This window comes from Pseudoalteromonas sp. PAST1 (genome assembly GCF_021532515.1).
Classification (GTDB): Bacteria; Pseudomonadota; Gammaproteobacteria; order Enterobacterales; family Alteromonadaceae; genus Pseudoalteromonas; species Pseudoalteromonas simplex.
In genome coordinates, this window is record NZ_JAKGBH010000004.1 from 68,264 (window position 1) to 84,433 (window position 16,170).

Genomic DNA, 16,170 nt, shown 5'->3' on the forward strand with positions numbered 1-16,170 from the left:
AACAGTAGGATTAATTAGAAGCTTGGGGCATATCTCAGTGAAACACCGACTGAACGGCCAATCACACTGTAATCACTCACGGTGTTAAAGTGGTTTGCGCCTACCTCAGGTGTTGGTGGTTCACGGTCTAATAAGTTATCGACACCAAAGTTAACAGCAAGTTCCTCATTAACTTGCCATGCAGCGGCAAAGTCTAAGTAATTTTGTGCTGAGATTGTTTCTGAACGGTCTACAGCATACTCTACTTCACCGATTCTGCGCCAGCCAAGTTGGAAGTTCATGTTGTCTAACTGCCAATCAATGCTTGCGCGGTGTTTGTAGTCAGCTTGCAAGATACTCGCAAAGTCGCCCGAACAGGCGCTGCCATAAGTTCCTTTACAGTCTACTTCAGGTACAGTGCTGTTGTTTTGACGGGTTTGTTTAGTAACAAAGTTACCTTGGTACGAGAATCTAAAACGGCCACCCATTTGCTCTGGTGCATCAATCACATAATTTGCTGCAACGTCGATACCTTCTTGCTCAATAGCGGCTAAGTTAAAGTCATTAACGATGGCTGTGCTAATAAAGCCAGTATTTGGATCGCGAAGTACCGCACCACACAGTGGGTTGTTTGGATTCGGGTCATCAACATAGCAGCTTTGCAGTGCAGCACCAGGTTGAATTTGGCTTACCGCATCTGTAACACGAATACTGAAGTAATCGAGTGATAAATCAAAGCCTTCTAAGTAGCTAGGTGTGTAAACAATGCCTAAGGTATCTGATTCGGCTTGTTCAGGTTTAATATTCGGGTTACCACCATAGGTGTACTCTGCGGTACTTGAATCAAACTCGGTGCCAACAGGCGGCGCACCAAACGCAGCACATTGAGCCGCATCACCGGTGCCCAGTAAACATGGATCGCCGTTATAACGCCCTGCTAGTCGTGGCACAAACTGGTCGCTATTTTGGTCAAATAACGATAACGATAGCGCTGTAATTGGGCTGGCAAACTCACCTAAGTTAGGTGCTCTAAACGCGGTTAAGCGGTTGGCGCGAATACGAATGTCGCTGTTTATTGCCCAGTTGATACCTAGTTTGTAAGTGTCTTCTGCTTCGGTATTTGAGTAATCAGAAATACGGTAGGCACCTTCAAAGCTAAGCTCTTCAGCAAACGGTTTATCAACTAAGATAGGCACTAAAATTTCAGCGTAGAACTCTTCAGAGCTAAAGCTTGCATCCATATCAAATGCGCTGATAGACGCAAAGCTGGTGCCGTTCCTAAATGCATCGCCCGGTGTTTGTTTACCGGTTTCTTTACGGTATTCGTAACCGATTGCAAAATCGATAGCACCGGCTGGTAATTCAAATAAGAACCCAGAATCACCCGATAGTGTTGCTGAGATGACACTTTGAGTACGGTCGCGAGTGGTATAAAGCAGCGGATCACTAAAGTCGCTGAAATCATGGTTGGGATCAAAAATATCCACTGAATTTGCAAGGGCAGCAAAACGACTATTACCGCTGTTATCATTACGGTATGCGTTGTTATATATGGTGGCTACTTCGTCCGTTTTGCCATACTGGCCATATACGTCATAACGTAAGTAGTCAGTAATATCACCTTTTAGACCCAACTGAAATTGCATTGAATCACGTACCGCTTCGGTGTGTTGCACACCTAAACCTAGGTTACGTTCAACATTAACAAGGGCATTGCCTTCGCTATCAAACGTAAGTTGGTCGCGTAGTTCATCTGGAATATACGCATTGTCTTGCGTGAGGGTCACTTGCTCGTTTACAAAAATCGGTGTTTGACCACTGGCACCCGCACCATTTACGGTCACTTTAGAATACATTGCGCGGCCATAGGCAATGGCACTGTCGCTTACATCAACGTCAAATAATAAGCCCGCAGAAAAACGGTCCATCGGTTGAGTTAAATAACGGTCAGCTGTGAAATCAGTTGTTTGACGCTCACTTGTTACAGCACCAGAATCAGCAATACCGATGCTGTTGCCAGAGGCAACGTCAGTATAATAACCACCGCTGTTGATCATTGCCGTTGAGTTTTCAAGCGCATAGTCACGCTCGCCGGCTAATAGCTCTTTTCGTTCGGTGTAACCAATATAGCCTGTTACATGGCCGCGACCGTCGGCGATGTCACCACCAAAAATTGCTTCAAAGTTAAGCTTTTCGTTACCGCCGTCAGCACTTTCGTAACTGGTTGAGAATTCAGCGCCAGTAAAATCATCGTCTAAAACAAAGTTAACAACACCAGCTACCGCATCGGCACCGTAAACCGCTGCTGCACCACCTGTTAATACATCAACGCGTTTTATTAACCCGGCTGGAATAGTATTTACATCAACCGAGTTACGAAAACTAAATGGTACCGCGCGAGTGCCGTCAATAAGAACCAATGTGCGGTTTTGACCAAGGCCGCGTAAATCAATCGTTGATGAGCCAAATGAGTCACCGACTGTGGCGCCGGTGCTGTTGGCACCCGCCGCAGCTTGTGGCAGTTTCGCGGTAATATCTTCAACGTTCACTGCACGGTCTAGGTGAATTTGTGCTTCATCAACGCTCACTACAGGACTACTTGAGACCAGCTCAGTACGTTGAATACGTGAACCTGTTACGGTGATCACTTCAGGTTTTTTTGCTTCAGTGCTTTGCTCTGCGTGTGCATAACTAATTACTGAACTTACAGCGAGAGCTAAAGGTGATAGCAGCAATAGCGAGCGATGCCCTGTTGATGTATTTGCTTTCATGATGATTCCCTTGCGTTTTATCATTTAAATCAACGCAGGTTGGTGTCTGACCTAGACCATTTAGTTAATTTAATGAGTCATACTTTTTGTTATGATGCTTGTGTGCTCTCCTTTTGGGGAGCTCACCGGTACAGTTTTAAAGCAATTTAAAAGTCTTTGCAATAATTATTCTTTAAATCTATTATTTTAAAATATAAACTATTCCAAGTCGTTAACCCGCTTATTTACATCTAATAAGCTGATTTTAAGTGATTTATTTATGCATCAACATATTGAAAAACTGTATTTAAGCGCAAAAAAAGAAAGAAAATTAATAATTGGTCTAATGAGTGGCACCTCATTAGATGGTCTTGATATTGCGCTATGCGAAGTATCAGGGCAAGGCATGGATACTCATGTCGAAGTCGTAAAGTTTACGACGGTCGACTACGACGATGATTATAAAACGCGTGTAAAGCGAGTGTTCGCCAAACGCGAATGTGACCTTGAAGAAGTCACTTTACTCAATCCTTGGATTGGCCAATTACATGGGGAAATGGTTGCCAAAACGTTAGCCAGCTGGGGAGTAGCAAAAGAACTTGTTGATGTGATAGCTAGCCACGGACAAACTATTTATCACTGCCCTAAAAACCAACACAAACGCCCTGAATATGGTAATGCAACACTACAAATTGGTGATAGCGATCATTTAGCGGTGACTGCAGGTATTACAACCATAGCTGATTTTAGACAAAAGCACATTGCAGCGGGTGGTGAAGGTGCACCGCTTGCTGTATATGGTGACTACTTGTATTTCACAAGCTCCAGCGAAAACCGCATATTGCTTAATATGGGCGGCATTGCAAACTTAACCTATTTACCTAAATCGGCAGATGCACGAGCGGTTTTTAGCTCTGATATAGGCCCCGGCAATACCATTATGGATGCTTATGTGCAGCGTTATTTTGCACCACTTCATTATGATAAAGATGCCGCTATTGCAAAAAAAGGCACGGTAAGTGAAGGTTTACTCACAGCGCTGTGTGATGATGCGTTTTTTGCTTTAGGGTTTCCAAAAACCACCGGGCCAGAAGTGTTTAATCTAGCCTATTTAGCTGCAGCACAAGCACGCTCGAATACGCAGAACTTATCGCACTTTGATGTAATGGCAACCTTAGTGCAGTTTTCAGGGTTAATGATTGCTAAAGCAATTAACCAATGCAGCGAAGGTTTGACCGATGTGGCTGTATACGCCAGTGGTGGTGGGGTCCATAACCCATTATTAATGGACATTATTTTGGCTAATTGCCCAGCGCTTTCTGAGATAAAAGATACCGATTCGTTGGGGATTAATCCAGATGCAAAAGAAGCTGTGTTATTTGCTATTTTAGCGAACGAATGTCTGTCGGGTGGGCAACAACGCTTTGGTAATACCGAGCAAGGGATCCCCGATATTACCATGGGTAAAATTAGCTTTGCTGACTAGGCCCTAGAAAAAGGCTAAAAAGCTTGCGCCAATATTACTAATGTAATGGCGTAAGCCCTGGTTTTTAGCTTGCTCAGAAGTTAATAGCTCTGGTGATGTGCTAGCTGCAATACTGACATCAAACTGGGCGCTGTCTTTAAGTGTTGCATGCAAGCCGTGTAGCATTAACTGCAATACAAATTCACCACTGTGAGTAACGTTTTCTAAGGTAAGCATAATAACGTGCTGCTCTAGATCGTGTTGCGTTAAAGTGTGTGCAGTAAAATACGCCGATTCGCGCGCATCAGGGCGGGTTGCACTGATAGAGATCACATCGCCTTCATGGGCATCATCTGGTAGCACACAACAAAACACAACACGCTTTTGCTCATTAGCCGCAAAATGCAATTGTTCGTATTCCATAGTATGCGCAAGTGCAGCACATAAAGGGTCTTCACTAGAGGGGAGTGCAAACGAAAGTTGCACCAAGGCACTGTCCATTACTTCTTCATTACGTTAGGTGATTAAATTAGCGTCAATTATTGATCAGTTAAATGACAGAATTATGACTATTGTCATATTGCGGATTATATATTTTAGAAACAGAGAAAAGTTGTGCTTTCTAGAACGAGTAGCAAGACTAATTTCAATTTGCTCAATTATTTGTAGTATTAATAGTCATATTGATTAAGCTATGGGTTTGATAATTTTTCTTTACTTTCAATATAGTAAATAACAAAGGTATTAGAATAATGTTCGGGTTTTAATGATACATATTTATAGTGCCTAAGTGTTCCTTTGTCATCTAGCACAGACTTTTCTCCTTCCCGAATTCTCTTTACTTCATAGTCTTGCCACATTTGGCAAAACAACTCACTACGAGATTTAAGATCGTCTAAGACGGCTTTAAAGGCTGATTTGTCTGTAGCTAAAGCAAAGTAAGAGTGGAATGAGGCAATAGTGTTTTTTGCTGCCTGCTCCCATTGAGGAATACGTCGCTTATACTCATCATTTAAGAACATAAGCTTTAATGAGTTTCTATCAGCTTTAGGAAGGGTAGACCAATCGAATATCTTTTTGGAAGCCGCCTCATTCCAGTACTCTATATCCATATTTTCTCTGCGAATAAATGCAGGATTCGGTTCAAGTGCACGAATTAGCGCTTTTAATTCTTCCGACACTTCCTCTTGCTCTTCTAGAGCAGGTTTATTCCCGAAAACAATCGCGTTTAAATACTCTTGTTCATCGTTAGTCAGTTTTAAGACTGTGCCAATGCGATTAATAGCTGCACGCGATATACTGATTTCTCGTCCTTGCTCTAACCAAGTGTACCAACTGACACTTATAGCAGCCAATTGCGCGACTTCCTCTCGACGAAGCCCTTTTACACGCCTTCTTCCATTGGTAAAACCATAATCTTCAGGGTTTATTTTTGCACGGTGTTTGGTAAGGAAGGTTTTTAAGTTTTCGTGTTTAGTCGTCATAAAATGCTTAGCCTATGACTATTTATCACAGTATAAATGCCCATATTTTACGCTTATCTTGACTGCTATATAGTGCCACCATCTTACACCTTCCACTGCTTTTGAGCTAGTTAGGTCCTTACAATTCAATGAGTCAGAGGTGGATCAATGTCTCAAGAAAATGTTTATTCGGCATCTCCAAATTACTGGAAACCTATCTTATTTGTTGCAGCACCATGGGTATTTGTTTTTTATGGAGTACAGGGTTTGTTGGCGCAAAATTTTCGCTTCAATATAGTGGTCCATTTCACTTACTGTTTTTTAGAGGGCTATTTTCATGTGTTATTTTTTTATTTTTATCGGTTGTGCTAAAGGTTAAGTTTCCTTCATTGAAGAGCGTTAAACAGCAATTAATAGTAGGGCTTTTTCTGCAAACCTTTTTTCTAGGTGGCTGTTTTTTCGCAATTAACAAAGGGCTTCCTGCATCAGTTGTGGCATTAATTACGGGTTTACAACCAGTGTTAACGGCGGTGTTGGCATCAATAATACAAAGCAAGCAGTTAAAGAAGTTGCAATGGCTAGGGATTGTAGTCGGGTTTTTAGGTGTTTTTCTTGTGCTTTCGCCAACTAAATTAGGAGGTGAATTGAGTTTAATTGGTCTACTTGCAGCATTTTTAGGTTTAACAGGTGTGACGGTTGGTGCAATGTATCAAAAGAAAGCGGTAAGTGATGGGCATATTTTTGCCTCTACTTTCTTTCAATATATTCCCCTTGCTGTCGTGATGGCAGTGGTGTCATTTTTATACGAGCCAAACACACCGACTTGGAACGCACCTTTTATTATTAGTATATTGTGGCTTGTGGTTGGTGTGTCTGTAACGGCCATATTGTTGCTTATGTTTATGATAAAAAATGGAGAATCGACAAAGGTAGCATCCTATTTTTATTTAGTACCAGTACTCACAGCTGTCGAAGCATGGATTTTATTTGATGAAAAAATCAGTTTTGCAATGTTGTTAGGGATGGGCTTATCAATAATAGGGTTACTGCTTGTGCACAGAAAGTAGCGACCAAGCTATGGCTCTCCTCTTAAATGGTCAAATAAAACTTTAGATAGCGCACCAATTTGTGCACCTTTTTTAATACAAAGAGTTAAGTTTCTTTTTGACCATTTTTCATCCACTTCTATGGTTTTTATATCTAAAGAGCGCCAGCAGCCTATTGAATCATATGGCAATAAGGCAATGCCCACACCAGAACCAACCATTCTACATACAGCATCAAAACTTTTAACTTGCGCTCGAATATTTAGATGGCAATTTAGGCCTGCGGCTTTATTCATCATAAAAGTATGGATTGCAGATCCTTCGTTCAAGATTACAAATGGAAAACTAACAGCTTGAGAAAACTGTATTTTGCTAAATTTAGCAAGAGAATGCTCGCTTGGAACAATGATGACCAATCGATCTTTCTTATAAGGATAAAACTCCACATTATCATAAAGGCCATTTTCAGCGACGATCCCTAACTCAACTTCTCCTTGTGCTACGGCTGTAATTATTTCTTCGCTTGTGTGTTCCTCTAAAGCAACTCTAACACCCTGATTATTTTCTAAAAAGGTCCCAAGATCTTCTGGCAAGTATGTATGAATAGCATTGGTGTTTGCCCATAATTTTACTTGCGATAATGCACCTTTAGTAAAAGGAGCAATATCAGATTGCATTTGCTCTAACGTAGCTAATGTTCTTTTGGCATATCGAAGAACGATTTCACCTGCTTTTGTAGCAGACACACCTCTTGGTTGACGCTCCAATAATTGAGTACCTAAATTATCTTCGAGTAGTTTAATTCGATGGCTCGCTGATGATGGTGCCAAGAATACTTGCTTAGCTCCTTGAGTTAAGTTCTTTTGTTCTACCACAGCGATAAATAGTTTTAAGTCAGTAAGATCAAATTTCATTCTAAGTTACCATTCGTTATTAACGAACTCTTATTGGTTAATTAGCAATTCTAATATTGAGCAGTTATGTGGCATTGTAGCGTCACTTTTTACAATGAAAAAGAAATTCTGTGGGTTTAAATCGTTTAACAAGCAATGAAATCGGTATTATCTTAGCGGTTCTTTCTGCTGCAGGTTTTTCTCTAAAGGCAATATTTGTAAAACAAGCTTACTTAATTGCTAATGTTGAACCTATTACTCTTCTTAGTTTACGAATGCTTTTTTCATTCCCTTTATTTATTCTTATTGGCTATTCAAGCTTAAAAACAGGCTTTTCATTGACCAATAAAGAAGTTCTTTTACTTATTTTGCTCGGTGTTGCCGGCTATTACGGCGCATCAATTTTGGATTTTATGGGCCTAGAGTATATTTCAGCAGGATTAGAGCGCATTATTTTATTCTCATATCCCATCCTCACGATTTTTATGGGGGTTTTATTTCTGGGTAAACAATTTGAAAAGCGGTTGGTTGTACCTACAGTGCTATGCACATTAGGGGTTGTTTGCGCATGCTTGAGTGATTTCAAATTTGCTGGAGGTAGTCACAGCATTTGGCTTGGCGCTGCTTTAGTCTTTGGCTCTGCGCTATGCTACGCATTTTACCAAGCTTTTTCAGAGCCAATGATTGAGAAACTAGGCGCAATGCGGTTTTCTTTATTGGCTATGTTTGTATCTATTTTTGCCGTTCAGCTACATTTTTTTATTCAATTACCAATAGAGAGCCTAATCCAACCTACTAAAATTTATACAATTTGCTTTATGATGGCTTTATTCTCAACTGTTCTCCCTGTCTTTTTGCAATCAAGCGCTATTAAATATATAGGAGCGGCAAGGTCTGTACTTGTAAGTACTTTAGGGCCTATTTTGACTTTAATTCTAGGGTGGATATTACTTGATGAAAAAATCACTTTGTTGCAAGTGTTGGGTATGTGTTTAGTTTTAATTGGTGTTTTGGCTATAAAACGTAAGAGAGTTTAATTTAAGAGGAAACAGATGGAATCATTATTTATATACGGCACCCTTCGTAAAGGTTATCCAAATGAACACATATTAACTAACATTGGCGGTAAGTTCACAGATGCTTCTGTATTTGGTCGTTACATAAATGTTGGGTGGGGAGTCGAAATGGGCTGCCCTGCACTGAGTCTAGATCCTCAGGGCGAGGAAATTAGAGGGCAAATATTTAGTTCATCACATTTAACTAAACATTGGGAGTTTTTGGATGAATTTGAAGGCAGTGATTATCATCGTGTTGAAACAAGTGTAAAGCTTGAAAATGGCCAAATGTGCACTGCGTTTGTTTATGTTGCTAAAGAATAAGACTAATTAACAGAATACAGAGGAACTAATATGTCTGCCCCCATCAAGCTTTTGAGCTTTTCTATTGCCTTTGTTTGTATTTTATTATCATTAAACTTTGGCCTGAGATCATCAATGGGCTTTTTTATGGCCCCGATTTCTGATGAATTTGGTTATGGTAGAGAAGTTTTTGCTTTCGCACTCGCTTTACAAAACTTATGGTGGGGTTTATCACAACCCTTTGCAGGAGCACTCGCTGATAAATATGGAACATGCAAAACAGTCATTGTTGGCGCGCTTTTATATGCGGGTGGTCTTTATGTAACAGCTTCATCAAATTCCATATTGAGTTTGAATTTGGGTGCAGGCTTACTTATGGGGATGGGTATTGCTGCAACAGGGTTTGGCGTTGTTTTACCTGCTATGGCAAAAATGGTTTCTCCGGATAAGCGAGCATTTGCACTTGGCTTAGGGAGTGCTGCTGGCTCCGCAGGGCAATTAATATTTGTTCCCGTTGCACAGGATTTTATTGCAGCTTATGGCTGGAGTAATGCTCTAATGTTATTAGCTGGTGGTGCATTATTAATGGCTTTAATGGCTGGGGTATTTAAAGAAAATACAGACCCTGAACAAATGTCACAACCAATCACTGCAAAGCAAACAGTGAAAGAAGCGTTGAATGAAGCACTCAGCTATCCACATTACTGGTTAATAGTGATCGGCTTTTTTGTATGTGGTTTTCAATTAGCGTTTATTACAGTACATATGCCAGCATTTTTAAGTGACAGAGGTTTTACCGCAAACGTTGCCGTAGCAAGTTTAGCTCTTATTGGCTTGTTTAATATTTTCGGTTGTTTGGTCTCTGGGGCTTGGTCTGGTAAGTATTCTAAAAAGAATTTATTAACGCTTATTTATGCACTGAGAGCTATTGCTATAGCGCTATTTATGCTTTTACCAATGACTGAAACATCAGTAATTTTATTCTCAATCTTAACAGGCTTTTTATGGTTGGCCACTGTACCGCCAACTTCCGGACTCGTAGCACAGCTTTTTGGTTTGCCACATATGGGGTTACTTTACGGTATCGTATTTTTAAGTCACCAACTTGGTTCATTCAGTGGTGTTTGGCTAGGCGGTTATCTATACGACTTAACAGGATCATATGATGTCGTTTGGTGGAGTGCTTGTTTAATTGCACTTGTTACGGCTGCAATTCACGTGTTTATAGATGAGAGACCAGTTGAGCGGTTACGTATTACTACAAATTAAATAACACCTAGTCTTGTTTTCATAAAGTGAAAGGTGTGCTGCAGCACACCTTTTAATTTAGTTATTTACTTCAAAACATATTCAATTTTATGTAATTGACCAGTAAAAGCGAATGGTGCTTTATCGTAGTAGCTTCGGGTAACTGTTGAGCCAAGATCCTGACCAACATCAAGCGTTTCAGTGGCTGAATAGCGAACCGGAGGCACTTTATCCACTTTGCCAGAGGCAACCTTTTTACCGTTTACTATCAGTGTCGCTTGGCCGCCGTTAGGTGCTTTTCCTTGTTGGGTATATTCAAGGGTAAGCGTGACCTCGCCAGTAGGTAAAGCTTGTTCAGATTTAACAACATAGTGGTGCTCGTTAAAGAAATTCATCACGTAAACAGGTTTACTGTCTTCAACATATAAGCTGTAGCCAGCGCTTGAACCTCCTACAGCAACTAATACACCTTCTACACCTTGCTTTGGTACATTAAACGTTGCCGTAATAGAATGCGAACGGCCATAAACAGCAGGTGCGCTCCCTTCAGGGATACGATTAGTACCAGCTAAATAAGTAAACTGAGTTTTTCCTTTGGTTACACTGGGGCGTTCAGGATTAGTTGCACGTTCAACAAAGCGGTCATCTAATGGGTAAACATTAAATTTTTTCGCTTCTTGATCAAAAATTGAAATTAAAGTTCTTAATTTATCTGGGTATTTAGCAGATAAGTCAACAGCTTCAGAAAAGTCTTCTTCAATATTGTAAAGCTCCCATTTATCATTATCGAAACCAACAGAACCATTCAAAGCCCATGGTACTCCATGAAACGAAGCAGCCACCCAACCGTCATGATAAATAGCACGATGACCACCGGTTTCAAAATACTGAGTCGTACGTTTGCCTTTAGCATCTTTATCGTTCAGCGAGTACAGCATGCTCACACCAGCCATCGGCGTTTGCTCTACACCGTTAACAACTTTAGGCTCAGGAATGTGGGCTGCATCAAGTATGGTTGGTGCTATATCAATCACGTGATGAAACTGTGAGCGCAAGCCACCATGCTCTTTAATATATTTAGGCCATGACACAACAAGCCCATTTCGGGTGCCACCAAAATGTGAAGGGACACGTTTCATCCACTGGAATGGTGCTGAGCCTGCCCATGCCCAGCCAACAGGAAAGTGGTTCTCGTGCAGCGGGCCACCTAGCTCATCTATTTTAGCTAGTTGCCCTTTGATTGTGTCGGCAATGCCATTTTGCGTCATCATATTGTTAAGTGTGCCAGTGACGCTGCCTTCAGCACTTGGGCCATTATCACCAGCGATAAAAACAATCATGGTGTTATCAGCATCAGGTAACTGCGAAACCGCATCCAGTAATCGACCAACATGATAATCTGTGTGCGCAGTAAAGCCTGCGAACACCTCTTGGTGACGGCTAAATAGCTTTTTCTCGTCAGCAGAAAGAGAGTCCCATGCTTTTATTTCTTTAGGTCGTTCTGTAAGTTTAGTATTCTGTGGGGCTATACCAAGCGACTTTTGCCGAGCTAATGTTTCTTCGCGAACTTTATCCCAACCCTGATCAAATTGACCTTTAAACTTGTCGTTCCACTCTTGTGGTGCATGAAGCGGGGCGTGTGTTGCGCCTGTTGCAAAATACATAAAGAACGGCTTTTCGCTATCGATAGATTCTTGTTGCCCCATCCATTTGATTGCGTCATCAACCAAGTCTTCGGTTAAATGATAACCTTGCTCAGGCTTTTTAGGTGGTTCAACCGGTGTGGTGTTTCTGAATAATTGCGGTTCCCATTGGCTAGTTTCACCTCCCTGAAAGCCATAAAAATATTCAAAACCTAGGCCTGTCGGCCAATGGTCAAATGGACCAATTGGGCTGGTTTCCCAGTCTGGAGTGTTGTGCCATTTACCCCAAGCCGCTGTGTTATAACCATTTTCTTTTAGAATCTGGGCAATACTCGCAGTTTCATCAGGCCAAACACTATGATAGCCAGGGTAGCCTGTTGAAAGCTCAGTAATTGTTCCCATGGCAACTTGATGGTGGTTTCTACCAGTAAGAAGAGCTGCGCGTGTTGGCGAACAAATAGCTGTGGTATGAAAGCGGTTAAACTTTAAACCTTCATTGGCTAGTTTATCGATTGATGGGGTTGGAATTGGGCCGCCAAAAGTACTTGGGTGACCAAACCCAAAATCATCTAATAAAATAACCACAACATTAGGTGCACCTTTTGGTGCTTTTATTGGTTGTGGATAATCTTGTTTAGAGTTTTCAAACGTTTTGCCAATCTTTCCTTGAAACTCTGGTGCGGCTATTGGTAAAACACTTCTATCTATTTCAGATGCGTTCACTTGGCTAAACCCAGAAAGCAATAGCAATGAAATAATACTACCTACTCGTTTTAAACGATTCATCCCTTTCTCCATGGTAATAATTACCGACATGTTGGTATGTAATAGTGAGTATTTAGTCACTAACTTAGTAACTATAGTCCAAGGTAATTGTTTAAATAAAGTACGTTTTGTGTTTTTAAAGGTTGTTTTTAGTGGTAATTCTTTTTGATTAATCCATTAAGGTTGGTTCTTTGGATTTGAGCTTAATAACGGTTTTTAAATTTAATTTGAATCTATTAAAGTTAAGAAAAGACAGTATTTCTGCCGCCTCTTTTTGCTTCATAAAGGTGTAAGTCGACTCTTTTGGCTGCCTGTTCTGACGTTTCGTTTGGTGCAATTTCAATAACACCTAAGCTTATCGTTGCGCTTATAAACAAAGATGTATGTTCCTTTTCGGCAACAGAAAGCCTAATACGTTCAGCAATGTCTTTTGCGTGCTCTAAAGACTGATTCTCAAGCACAATTAAAAACTCTTCTCCGCCGACACGTCCTACTCGATCGGAACAACGGACTGTTTGCACAATCGTATTGGTTATGGATATGATTAATTCATCACCAATATCATGACCGTATTGATCATTGACCGCTTTAAAATGATCGATATCGATAGAAATTAATGAGCTGATTTGCTGATTTAGTTTGTTTTGCAGCATGACACTTTGTTTTAAATTTAAAATAGCTCTTCGATTCGCTATCCCTGTTAATTCATCTTTTAAAGCGAGAACTTCAAAGTACTTTTTCTGGCGAACTTGTTTAAATGTATAAACGGCGAATAAGAGTAAACACACGCAAGTTATTATCACAGTTAAGCCTTGCCAAAAAGACTTATCTTCGGCCACTGCTAAAAGTTTTTGTTGTAGCTTTGACTCATGCTCTAAACGAGAAATCTCAAGGTTCTGTTGTTCATAATTAAAGTTTAACCTGGCAGAAATAAGTGTGTTATTTGCGATAGCTTTTTGTTTATCCCTAATTAAAGCGATTAATTGTTGTTGAGATGCTATTTGTAAGTAAGTATCTCCTCTTGCAGCTGCGAGCCGAGAGGTTAAATTTAAATAGCGTTCCCTTAAGTTAGCGGGCCATGATTGATTATGCCCGGCTATCTTCTCATAAGATGTAAGGGCGGCTTGCAATTGAGAGTTAGCTAAGTACCATTCTGACTTAGTGAGGTTGTAAAGAGTCAAAATCCAGCTGTCTGTAACAGAAAGCGTGTTTAACTCAGTTAGATATGAATCAGCCTGAGATAAACTATTAAGTTTTATATTGAGTTCCGTAAGTTTTATCAATATGTAAGCATAGCCGTTGTCGCTTTCGAAACGACGAACATCTTTTTTAATCGACTTGTATAGCTCAATTGCCTTTATTAAGTCGCCTTTTTCTTCGTAGGTATACGCGAGTTGATCCGTTACTTTGTAGTGCTCTTGCTCATTGAATTTCGTTAACGCTAATTTGGCTCGCTGCAGTTGTTCAATTGCAAGTTCATAGTTGTACAACGCTATATGAATATCGGCAATTTCTTTTAATGCAAGTGCTTTTTCGTAGTCATTACCTGCTTTTTCAAATAGCTGATAAGCAGTTTTAGCAGAGTCGAATGCCTCTTGATAGTTGCCTTTAGTTAACTGAATACGGTTAAGTACTATGTGGGCAGTAGCGATGGTCGACAATTGCTTAGGGGAGATTGTGTTTTCTACTGACGTGGTGTTAATTATTGGTTTTAAGTGTTCTAGAGCTGTTTGATAATTACCTTGTGTATACTCTTGGTTTGCTTCACAGACAGCAAGTTCCTGTATTAAGTTTAAATTGTTTGCTTGTTGAATGACTGGTTTGGCTGTTTCTAGAAACTGTTTGTATTCACTAATCCCGTTTGGAGTTGATACATTAGAAAACCAACATTTAAACGCCATTACTTGCGCATTATCTAGCGCATTTTCATAAGGCATTTGTTTTTCTAATTTGCTTAAGATAGCTATAGCCTCGGCTTTTGTTGTAAAGCCTTGAAAAACTTTGTTTATTTCGTTTTCTACTTCAGTAGCAGCAAGCTGAGAAGAGAATAATAGAAAGCAAAAAATCCTAAACATTTTAAATGTTACTCCGTCAGGAATTATTATCCATAATATTAATTTTGCAGATGTTCTGGCTAGCATTCATAGTGAATGTAGCAGGTTTGTTTTGGTCAAATAGCATAAGGCTGAACTTCATTGAACAGCCTTGTGGAAAGTTGTTAAAGTTAAGAGTTTGGTTCAAGCACTTTACTGTCATCCACTAATTTAGTTGTTTGTAAGTTCGCAGCCGCTTGTCTTTCGCTATATCGGTCTACGAGCCAGTCCAACTTGTCTCTGGTTAGTAAAGTAAATTTAATTAACTCTTCCATCACATCGACAATGCGCATTCTAAACGACGACTCTTTCATATTGCCAGCCTCGTCAAACTCTTGCCAAGCTTTTGCGACTGATGACTGATTTGGTATCGTTAACATACGCATCCAGCGACCAAGAATGCGCATGTTATTTACAGCATTAAAGCTTTGCGAACCGCCAGATACCTGCATTACGGCTAGCGTCTTACCTTGTGTTGGTCTAACAGCACCATCAGTGAGTGGGATCCAATCTATTTGATTCTTGAGCACAGCTGACATATTGCCGTGAATTTCAGGTGAGCACCAAACCTGTGCTTCTGACCATTTCACAAGCTCTCGCAGCTCTTGTACTTTTTGATTGTTTACTGACTCTCCATTATCAAATAATGGTAATCCATCTGGGTTAAATATTTTAACTTGAGCACCTAAGTGTTCAAGTATTCTTGCGGCTTCTTCACTAGCAAAACGGCTAAACGACGTTTCTCGTAAAGACCCGTATAAAATTAAAACTCGAGGTTTGCTTGTGCTTGCATTATCGAAAGTCGGGGTTACGTCAAACTTTGCATCATTTAAGTATTTCATTACATCTCCTGAATGATTGAGGCTTACCTAGTAAGACGTAATGTTTTTCAAAAAGACGAAGTGTTAGCAGAACTTTTTTTGTTTGGGGTGGTAATCAACTAAGTTGCCGTACTTATCGATTTCAAAGTCACAACAACAATCGAATAATGCCTTCAATTTTGAGCGACTTTTTTGCAGCCTTGATTTGTAGGTTGAGTAGCTGATGTTTAACTTCAAAGCTTCCTCTTTTTGAGAGTATCCTTCGAGATCTATTTTTCTAATTAGATCCGCTTCTTCTTCAGGCATAGCTTGTAAAAAAGGTTCAATGCACTTTATGAGTTCAGCTTTTACGGTTTTGTTTTCTTGTTGCGAAATAATATCATCAAGCTCTATTTCTACATGCTTATTTTGACGCCTATAAAAGTCAACAATAACATGGTGTGCTATTTGAAATAACCAAGCCTTTAAACTTCGCTGATCTTGTAAGTGATGAATATTAAGATGTGTTTTTAACAGAATATCTTGTAAAAGTTCTTCAACATCAGCAGGGTTCGATATTTTTGTGGTTAAAAAAGCACGTAAACTATTTTTGTATTCAAGCCAGATTTGTTCGATGGACATAATAGTATCGTTGTTGGGATTTAAT

Annotated in this window: 13 protein-coding genes; 5 read left to right on the forward strand and 8 right to left on the reverse strand. The window is 40.1% G+C overall.

Annotated elements, in window-relative coordinates; translation table 11 throughout:
* Positions 1–14: 14 nt before the first annotated feature.
* Complete coding sequence (locus tag L1272_RS02835) at positions 15–2,750, reverse strand: TonB-dependent receptor domain-containing protein (RefSeq protein ID WP_235372689.1); 2,736 nt, start codon at positions 2,748–2,750, stop codon at positions 15–17.
* Positions 2,751–3,009: 259 nt separating this feature from the next.
* On the opposite strand from L1272_RS02835, the gene L1272_RS02840 reads away from it, so the two are divergent.
* The gene (locus L1272_RS02840; protein WP_235372690.1) at positions 3,010–4,215 is read left to right on the forward strand and encodes an anhydro-N-acetylmuramic acid kinase; all 1,206 of its coding nucleotides are present in this window, start codon (positions 3,010–3,012) and stop codon (positions 4,213–4,215) included.
* Positions 4,216–4,218: 3 nt separating this feature from the next.
* On the opposite strand, the gene L1272_RS02845 is transcribed toward L1272_RS02840, so the two are convergent.
* A complete protein-coding gene (locus L1272_RS02845) occupies positions 4,219–4,695 on the reverse strand; it encodes a hypothetical protein (RefSeq protein WP_054553476.1) in 477 nt (158 codons plus the stop codon).
* Positions 4,696–4,886: 191 nt separating this feature from the next.
* A complete protein-coding gene (locus L1272_RS02850; protein WP_235372691.1) occupies positions 4,887–5,678 on the reverse strand; it encodes a helix-turn-helix transcriptional regulator in 792 nt (263 codons plus the stop codon).
* Between the two features lie 215 nt (positions 5,679–5,893).
* Here L1272_RS02850 and L1272_RS02855 point away from each other — a divergent pair, with 215 nt between their 5' ends.
* The gene (locus tag L1272_RS02855; protein ID WP_235372692.1) at positions 5,894–6,724 is read left to right on the forward strand and encodes a DMT family transporter; all 831 of its coding nucleotides are present in this window, start codon (positions 5,894–5,896) and stop codon (positions 6,722–6,724) included.
* Between the two features lie 8 nt (positions 6,725–6,732).
* On the opposite strand, the gene L1272_RS02860 is transcribed toward L1272_RS02855, so the two are convergent.
* On the reverse strand, positions 6,733–7,617 hold the full coding sequence (locus L1272_RS02860) for a LysR family transcriptional regulator (RefSeq protein WP_235372693.1): 885 nt from the start codon (positions 7,615–7,617) through the stop codon (positions 6,733–6,735).
* A gap of 110 nt (positions 7,618–7,727) precedes the next feature.
* On the opposite strand from L1272_RS02860, the gene L1272_RS23195 reads away from it, so the two are divergent.
* The 3 genes from L1272_RS23195 to L1272_RS02875 are packed head-to-tail and all read left to right on the forward strand — an operon-like array spanning position 7,728 to position 10,223.
* Positions 7,728–8,633: a DMT family transporter gene (locus L1272_RS23195; protein WP_235372694.1), complete on the forward strand. Its 906-nt coding sequence runs from the start codon at positions 7,728–7,730 to the stop codon at positions 8,631–8,633.
* Positions 8,634–8,648: 15 nt separating this feature from the next.
* Positions 8,649–8,975, forward strand: a complete 327-nt coding sequence (locus tag L1272_RS02870) for a gamma-glutamylcyclotransferase family protein (protein WP_054553479.1) — start codon at positions 8,649–8,651, stop codon at positions 8,973–8,975.
* Positions 8,976–9,005: 30 nt separating this feature from the next.
* Positions 9,006–10,223 (forward strand): MFS transporter, encoded by a 1,218-nt coding sequence (locus L1272_RS02875; protein ID WP_235372695.1) that lies wholly within the window; start codon positions 9,006–9,008, stop codon positions 10,221–10,223.
* 65 nt (positions 10,224–10,288) lie between these two features.
* On the opposite strand, the gene L1272_RS02880 is transcribed toward L1272_RS02875, so the two are convergent.
* The 4 genes from L1272_RS02880 to sigZ all read right to left on the reverse strand — a co-directional run bounded on the left by L1272_RS02880 (position 10,289) and on the right by sigZ (position 16,145).
* A complete protein-coding gene (locus L1272_RS02880; RefSeq protein WP_138617946.1) occupies positions 10,289–12,631 on the reverse strand; it encodes an arylsulfatase in 2,343 nt (780 codons plus the stop codon).
* Positions 12,632–12,852: 221 nt separating this feature from the next.
* Entirely contained in the window at positions 12,853–14,685 is a 1,833-nt protein-coding gene (locus L1272_RS02885; RefSeq protein ID WP_235372696.1) for a GGDEF domain-containing protein, read from the reverse strand.
* Positions 14,686–14,834: 149 nt separating this feature from the next.
* Complete coding sequence (gene arsH / locus L1272_RS02890) at positions 14,835–15,545, reverse strand: arsenical resistance protein ArsH (protein WP_054553483.1); 711 nt, start codon at positions 15,543–15,545, stop codon at positions 14,835–14,837.
* 63 nt (positions 15,546–15,608) lie between these two features.
* Entirely contained in the window at positions 15,609–16,145 is a 537-nt protein-coding gene (gene sigZ, locus L1272_RS02895; protein WP_054553484.1) for an RNA polymerase sigma factor SigZ, read from the reverse strand.
* Positions 16,146–16,170 lie beyond the last annotated feature (25 nt).

What these genes read in the sequence shown, in the direction of transcription:
- L1272_RS02835 (WP_235372689.1), bottom strand. Translation starts at nt 2,750, where the DNA reads ATGAAAGCAAATACATCAACAGGGCATCGCTCGCTATTGCTGCTATCA.
- L1272_RS02840 (WP_235372690.1), top strand. Translation starts at nt 3,010, where the DNA reads ATGCATCAACATATTGAAAAACTGTATTTAAGCGCAAAAAAAGAAAGA.
- L1272_RS02845 (WP_054553476.1), bottom strand. Translation starts at nt 4,695, where the DNA reads ATGGACAGTGCCTTGGTGCAACTTTCGTTTGCACTCCCCTCTAGTGAA.
- L1272_RS02850 (WP_235372691.1), bottom strand. Translation starts at nt 5,678, where the DNA reads ATGACGACTAAACACGAAAACTTAAAAACCTTCCTTACCAAACACCGT.
- L1272_RS02855 (WP_235372692.1), top strand. Translation starts at nt 5,894, where the DNA reads ATGGGTATTTGTTTTTTATGGAGTACAGGGTTTGTTGGCGCAAAATTT.
- L1272_RS02860 (WP_235372693.1), bottom strand. Translation starts at nt 7,617, where the DNA reads ATGAAATTTGATCTTACTGACTTAAAACTATTTATCGCTGTGGTAGAA.
- L1272_RS02870 (WP_054553479.1), top strand. Translation starts at nt 8,649, where the DNA reads ATGGAATCATTATTTATATACGGCACCCTTCGTAAAGGTTATCCAAAT.
- L1272_RS02875 (WP_235372695.1), top strand. Translation starts at nt 9,006, where the DNA reads ATGTCTGCCCCCATCAAGCTTTTGAGCTTTTCTATTGCCTTTGTTTGT.
- L1272_RS02880 (WP_138617946.1), bottom strand. Translation starts at nt 12,631, where the DNA reads ATGAATCGTTTAAAACGAGTAGGTAGTATTATTTCATTGCTATTGCTT.
- L1272_RS02885 (WP_235372696.1), bottom strand. Translation starts at nt 14,685, where the DNA reads ATGTTTAGGATTTTTTGCTTTCTATTATTCTCTTCTCAGCTTGCTGCT.
- arsH (WP_054553483.1), bottom strand. Translation starts at nt 15,545, where the DNA reads ATGAAATACTTAAATGATGCAAAGTTTGACGTAACCCCGACTTTCGAT.
- sigZ (WP_054553484.1), bottom strand. Translation starts at nt 16,145, where the DNA reads ATGTCCATCGAACAAATCTGGCTTGAATACAAAAATAGTTTACGTGCT.